A 5,339-nucleotide genomic window follows, 5' to 3' on the forward strand; every position below is an offset into this window, starting at 1 on the left:
AAATAGACATAATAGGATCAAGGATAGCAATATCAGTGACATTCATAATGATTGCACCGATCAAAACAACGATCCAGCCGAGCATATCTTCCAGCATGTGCAGGTTGACGGCTTTTTGGTTCAAGGAATCTCCTTTGCGAGTGATGTATGCCGCCAAGAAGTTCAGTATGATACCTACAATGGCGAATAGGATCATGCCGTTGTAATCGATTGATATGGGGTAAAGAATGCGCTCGATTGCATTATAAATGATTATCACAGAACCGAATACGAGAATCCCCGATACGATTATACTGCCTAAGATTGAGTAGCGAGCATAACCATAGGTAAACATTTCATCAGGCTGCTGTTGGCTTTTACGCTCCAGAAAATAAGATATTCCAATGGCAATGGCATCTCCCAAGTCGTGCATCGCATCAGACATGATCGCGACACTTCCTGTAATGATTCCTCCCCAAAATTCAAAAATGGAGAAGGAAAGATTCAGTAAAAATGCAATGAAAATATTGTTCTTTGTTTTCATAAACGTACTCCTTGATTGATTTTTGGCAAATTTGATTGTACAATAAGTTTGCTACTGAACATATCGTTCAATAATAGTATGCTTTTAGAGAGCAGATAACGCAACATATGATTTGTTGTGATTGTACATTATGGAACAAAAAATAAATTTTGTATGGAGAAGAAAATGGATAGAAGACAAAGAAAGAGCAGAGAAGCGATATTTGCGGCATTTTCGAAATTATTGTCAAAGAAGGACTTTTCACAGATCACGGTAGGTGAGATCATAGAAGAAGCTGATGTGGGGAGAGCTACGTTTTATGCTCATTTTGCGACGAAGGACTATCTTTTGAAAGAGTTGTGCGAAGAATTGTTTTGTCATGTGTTTGATTGTATTCAAGAGCAGAAGCGTATTCATCGACATATTTTTGATTGTGATGCACCAAGTTCTATCTTTTTGCATTTATTTGAGCATTTCAGCAGAAATGATAATCATATTTTGAATTTGATTTCCGGTCCCAATCATGATCTGTTTTTGAAGTATTTTAAACCCGGACTGGTTAATTTGATCGAACACCAAATTGAAGCCGTTGAAATAAATAGAGGAGAAGAATTGCCTCGTGATTTTCTGGTGAATTATATTGCTGTAACGTTTATTGAAACGGTTCGCTGGTGGGTCGATCATAAAAAGCAGGAGTCGCCGGAGTTGATTACGAAATACTTTTTGCTTGCGATTCACGCAAAAAGCATTTCATTGAATGAAGAATAAACAGCTCAAGATATTGGCAGATGTTATATCACATAGAATCCGTTTTCTTAGCAATACTAAGCGTGGGAGGTGGATAACTATGATAGATATGATCGCGAACCGTTGGTGTAAAAAGAAGGAGTATGGTGCATCGTTCTGGGTGGTCCATATTCTCGGTAGTGCAGCTATTTTTCTGTGGGGGATGAGAACGGCGAGCAAGTCCTCGGTTTCGATCGCTATGTACCGTTTTCTTCGCATGATTTTGGCAAGATAAGTACGAATTTTAGAAGATACCGCAAAAACTGTCATGAATTATGGCAGTTTTTTTGTTAAATTCTTGTTAATTTCTTGTATTCTATGAGAAGTAATGATAAAATTTAAAATGATGATGCTGTTTGACTTGAGATATGGAGAGATGAAGGATTCAGCAGAGAAAATGAGTGAGGTGGCATAATTGTTTAATTTGAAACCGCGTGAGGACGAATTTTTCAAGCTGTTTGCAAAAAGTGCCGGCGTTGTACGTGAAGGCGCAGCATATTGTGAAGAAGTAGTTCTCCAATATGAAAAAATCGAAGAAATCAAGATGAAAATGTCTGAGCTTGAGCATCAGGCCGATGATGTCAATGATGCGATTTTGGACAAGCTGAATCAGACGTTCATTACGCCGATCGACCGTGAAGATATCTATGCATTGGCTTCCAAACTGGACGATGTTATGGATATGATGGACGGTACGGTTGAAAAAATGCACTTATATCATACGGGCAAACCGACTGATGGTGCGGTTGCTCTTGCAAGCCTTAATTTGAAATGTGCTGATGAGCTTTTGAGAGCGATCGAGCTTATGGGCAACATTAAGAAAAATCAAGAAGCGATCATGGAACATATTCGTCGTATCGTTATCATCGAAAGTGAAAGCGATTCGATCTATCGTAAAGAAGTCGGTGAGCTTTTCAATACTTGCACAGATCCGATCTACTTAATTAAATGGAAAGAAGTTCTGCAGCATTTGGAAGACACGGCTGATAAGTTCGAAGAAGTTGCTGACTTGATGCGCGGAGTGGTAATGAAGTATGCTTGATCTCGATATACTGATTATAATGGTCGTTGCCTGTGCGCTTGTCTTTGACTATGTCAATGGTTTCCATGATACGGCAAATGCGATCGCAACGTCGGTATCGACTCGTGCGTTGTCGCCGCGTGTTGCTATCTGGATGGCAGCAGGTCTGAACTTTTTGGGTGCTATGTACAGCACCGGGGTTGCTAAGACGATTGGGGCAGACCTCGTTAAGTCGGCAAGCCTTATCAATTCGGAGGTCATGATCGCCGCTCTTATGGGGGCTATCACGTGGAATCTTCTGACTTGGTATGTAGAGATGCCGAGCAGCTCGTCGCATGCACTTGTAGGCGGTGTTGTCGGTGCTGTTATCGTCAGCGTCGGTGTTGATGCACTGAAGATAGAAGGTATCATGAAGATCGTCATGGCACTTATCTGTTCGCCGGTCGTAGCGCTCGTAACGGGTTTCTTCGTTATGATCGCACTCTACTGGATCTTCGGCAGAATGGCACCGCGCAATGTCAACCATAGCTTTAAAAAAATGCAGATCGTATCTGCGGCTATGATGGCATTCTCGCATGGTTCGAATGATGCGCAGAAAGCGATGGGTATCATTACTCTCGCACTTCTCAGCTCGGGTTATATCGATGTATTCGAAGTTCCGTTCTGGGTCAAATTGTGTGCGGCAACTGCAATGGGTTGCGGTACGGCAGCCGGTGGTTGGAAGATCATCAAGACGATGGGCGGTAAGATATTCAAATTGGAGCCGATCAGCGGTTTTGCGGCTGACCTCAACTCCTCGCTCGTTATCTTCGGGGCGACGCTCCTCCATCTTCCTGTTAGTACGACGCACGTTGTATCGGGCTCTATCATGGGTGTCGGTACGGCAAAACGTGTTCGCGCGGTACGCTGGGGTGTAGCACGCTCGATGCTTATGGCATGGATATTCACGATTCCTTGCTCGGCACTCGTAAGCGGTATCTGCTACAAAGTAATTAAATTATTCTTGTAAGATGAAAGACAGCATTTCGGTGCTGTCTTTTTTTATGGTAATCAAGTTATCTTTATTTTCAATCTATTTAAAATATCGTATAATAAAAGAAAAAGAACAGGATAGGAGATAGAGTGATATGGCACAAAGAGATAATATTCTGATTCGATTCAGTCATGGTACGGCAATGCATTTCGCCAAAGGGACATCTCTTCTTGATATGAGTACTAATCATGCGGTCTGCGATCTGTATGCCGAGCCGATCGCAGGTGCGATCGTCGATAATATGGTGCGTGACTTACAGACGGAGATATATGAAGACAGCTTAGTGACGTTTTTCCCTGTCAATACGCCGCTTGGTATGGAAGCATATCGCCGCACGTTGACGTTCGTTCTTATTATGGCAGTCAGCGAGCTGTTTGGCGGTCGTGTGCAAGTCGAACATGCGCTCAGTAAAGGGCTGTTCTGTGAAATTAAGATAAAGGATATGGCACTTACGCGTCAGATGACGAAGCAGATTCGCGAGCGTATGAAGGAGATCATCGAGGAGGACAGAACGATCACACGCGGTGTGTATGACCGTCTGCACGTGATCGAAAAGGTAGAAGAAGCCCATGCGAATGATGAGCGTGCGCGTCTTTTGCGTCAGCTCGATCAGAGCAATGCGACGATCTATTCGCCTGTGGGAAATATCCCAAAAGAACAGCGTAAGGATACGGTCACGTTCTATCAATGCCAAGACCATCATGTATATCTTTACGGACCGATGCTTCCGCGTACGGGTCATCTGAAAAAATTCGATCTGATGCACTATGGATCGGGCGTTATTCTTCGTTATCCGATCGCCAGTCCGCGTGAGATGCTCCCGCCGTTCGTCAATCGTCCGAAACTGGCAGACGTCTTTGCCGAGTCTGAAGAATGGGCTGCTATTATGAAATGTCCGTACGTTGCCGATCTGAATCGTATGATAGAAGATGGCAGTTACGGTCAGATCATTCGCCTTGCCGAGGCACTCCATGAGAAGAAGATCGCGCAGATCGCCGATATGATATTAAAACGCGGCAGTGCGCTTCGTTTGGTCTTGATCGCAGGCCCGTCGTCGTCGGGTAAAACGACCTTTGCACAGCGGCTCAGTATCCAGCTTCGCGTGAACGGCATCAATCCTGTGTCGATCTCGGTCGATGACTATTTCCACAATCGTGACGAAACGCCGCTTGATGAGCAAGGCAATTATGACTTTGAATCGATCGATGCTGTCGATCTACCGCTCCTCAATGACCATTTAACGAAGCTTCTCGCAGGAGAAGAGGTAGAACTGCCATACTACAATTTTATGACGGGAAAACGTGAATATCGCGGTAAAACGCTCCGTCTTGCGCCTGATGAGGTGCTTGTCGTAGAAGGTATCCATGCACTTAACGAAAAGATGACGTATGCTATTGATCGTTCCTGTAAAATGAAGGTATATATCAGCGCGCTGACACAGCTCTCCATCGACCGACATAATCGTATTGCAACGACAGATGCGCGCCTCATTCGTCGTATGGTGCGTGACCATCAGTTCCGCGGTCGTGATGCGGTACACACGCTCAGAAGCTGGTATTCCGTGCGAAACGGGGAAGAGAAGAACATCTTCCCGTATCAAGAAGAAGCCGACGTCATGTTCAACTCGGCACTTCTCTATGAGCTGGCAGAGCTTAAAAAGCATGCGAAACCGCTTCTCAAAGCCATCGACCAAAACGTGCCCGAGTTCATCGAAGCACAGCGTCTTATCAACTTCCTCAACTGCTTCAAAGAACTGCCGAACGATAAGGATATTCCGCTTACTTCTATCTTGGGAGAATTCATCGGCAAATCGGGCTTCGGCGTAAACGAATAAGAAACTGCATAAAAAGATCGATCCTCCGTATGCCTGCGTGCATGCGGAGGATCTTTGCTTCAGCGTGCTATGGGTGTATCAGTGTTGCATATTGATATCTTGCTGTAACTCACCTATACTGATAGCAGAGATAGCATCTGTGCGTACGTGGCTGATTTATCAG

The 5,339-nt window shown here is 44.2% G+C and carries 6 protein-coding genes; 5 read left to right on the forward strand and 1 reads right to left on the reverse strand.

Annotation, left to right across the window (positions count from 1 at the left end; all coding sequences use genetic code 11):
- Nucleotides 1-523, reverse strand: a 523-nt coding sequence (locus IJN28_08790) for a cation transporter (GenBank protein ID MBQ6713861.1), incomplete at its 3' end; no start/stop codon positions are given.
- Nucleotides 524-688: 165 nt separating this feature from the next.
- On the opposite strand from IJN28_08790, the gene IJN28_08795 reads away from it, so the two are divergent.
- From IJN28_08795 to IJN28_08815, 5 genes are all read left to right on the forward strand, one after another.
- Nucleotides 689-1,270 carry a TetR/AcrR family transcriptional regulator gene (locus IJN28_08795; GenBank protein MBQ6713862.1) on the forward strand — a complete coding sequence of 194 codons (582 nt, stop codon included), beginning with the start codon at nt 689-691 and terminating at the stop codon, nt 1,268-1,270.
- A 79-nt stretch (nt 1,271-1,349) separates the two neighbouring features.
- Entirely contained in the window at nt 1,350-1,523 is a 174-nt protein-coding gene (locus IJN28_08800; protein MBQ6713863.1) for a hypothetical protein, read from the forward strand.
- Nucleotides 1,524-1,703: 180 nt separating this feature from the next.
- On the forward strand, nt 1,704-2,330 hold the full coding sequence (locus tag IJN28_08805) for a DUF47 domain-containing protein (protein ID MBQ6713864.1): 627 nt from the start codon (nt 1,704-1,706) through the stop codon (nt 2,328-2,330).
- Nucleotides 2,323-3,318: an inorganic phosphate transporter gene (locus IJN28_08810; protein MBQ6713865.1), complete on the forward strand. Its 996-nt coding sequence runs from the start codon at nt 2,323-2,325 to the stop codon at nt 3,316-3,318. The genes IJN28_08805 and IJN28_08810 overlap by 8 nt, the downstream gene beginning before the upstream one ends.
- A gap of 166 nt (nt 3,319-3,484) precedes the next feature.
- Nucleotides 3,485-5,176 (forward strand): nucleoside kinase, encoded by a 1,692-nt coding sequence (locus tag IJN28_08815; GenBank protein ID MBQ6713866.1) that lies wholly within the window; start codon nt 3,485-3,487, stop codon nt 5,174-5,176.
- The last annotated feature ends 163 nt before the right edge of the window (nt 5,177-5,339 follow it).

The sequence above is a fragment of the Selenomonadales bacterium genome, assembly GCA_017442105.1.
GTDB lineage: Bacteria > Bacillota > Negativicutes > RGIG982 > RGIG982 > RGIG982.

What these genes read in the sequence shown, in the direction of transcription:
- IJN28_08795 (MBQ6713862.1), top strand. Translation starts at nt 689, where the DNA reads ATGGATAGAAGACAAAGAAAGAGCAGAGAAGCGATATTTGCGGCATTT.
- IJN28_08800 (MBQ6713863.1), top strand. Translation starts at nt 1,350, where the DNA reads ATGATAGATATGATCGCGAACCGTTGGTGTAAAAAGAAGGAGTATGGT.
- IJN28_08810 (MBQ6713865.1), top strand. Translation starts at nt 2,323, where the DNA reads ATGCTTGATCTCGATATACTGATTATAATGGTCGTTGCCTGTGCGCTT.
- IJN28_08815 (MBQ6713866.1), top strand. Translation starts at nt 3,485, where the DNA reads ATGCATTTCGCCAAAGGGACATCTCTTCTTGATATGAGTACTAATCAT.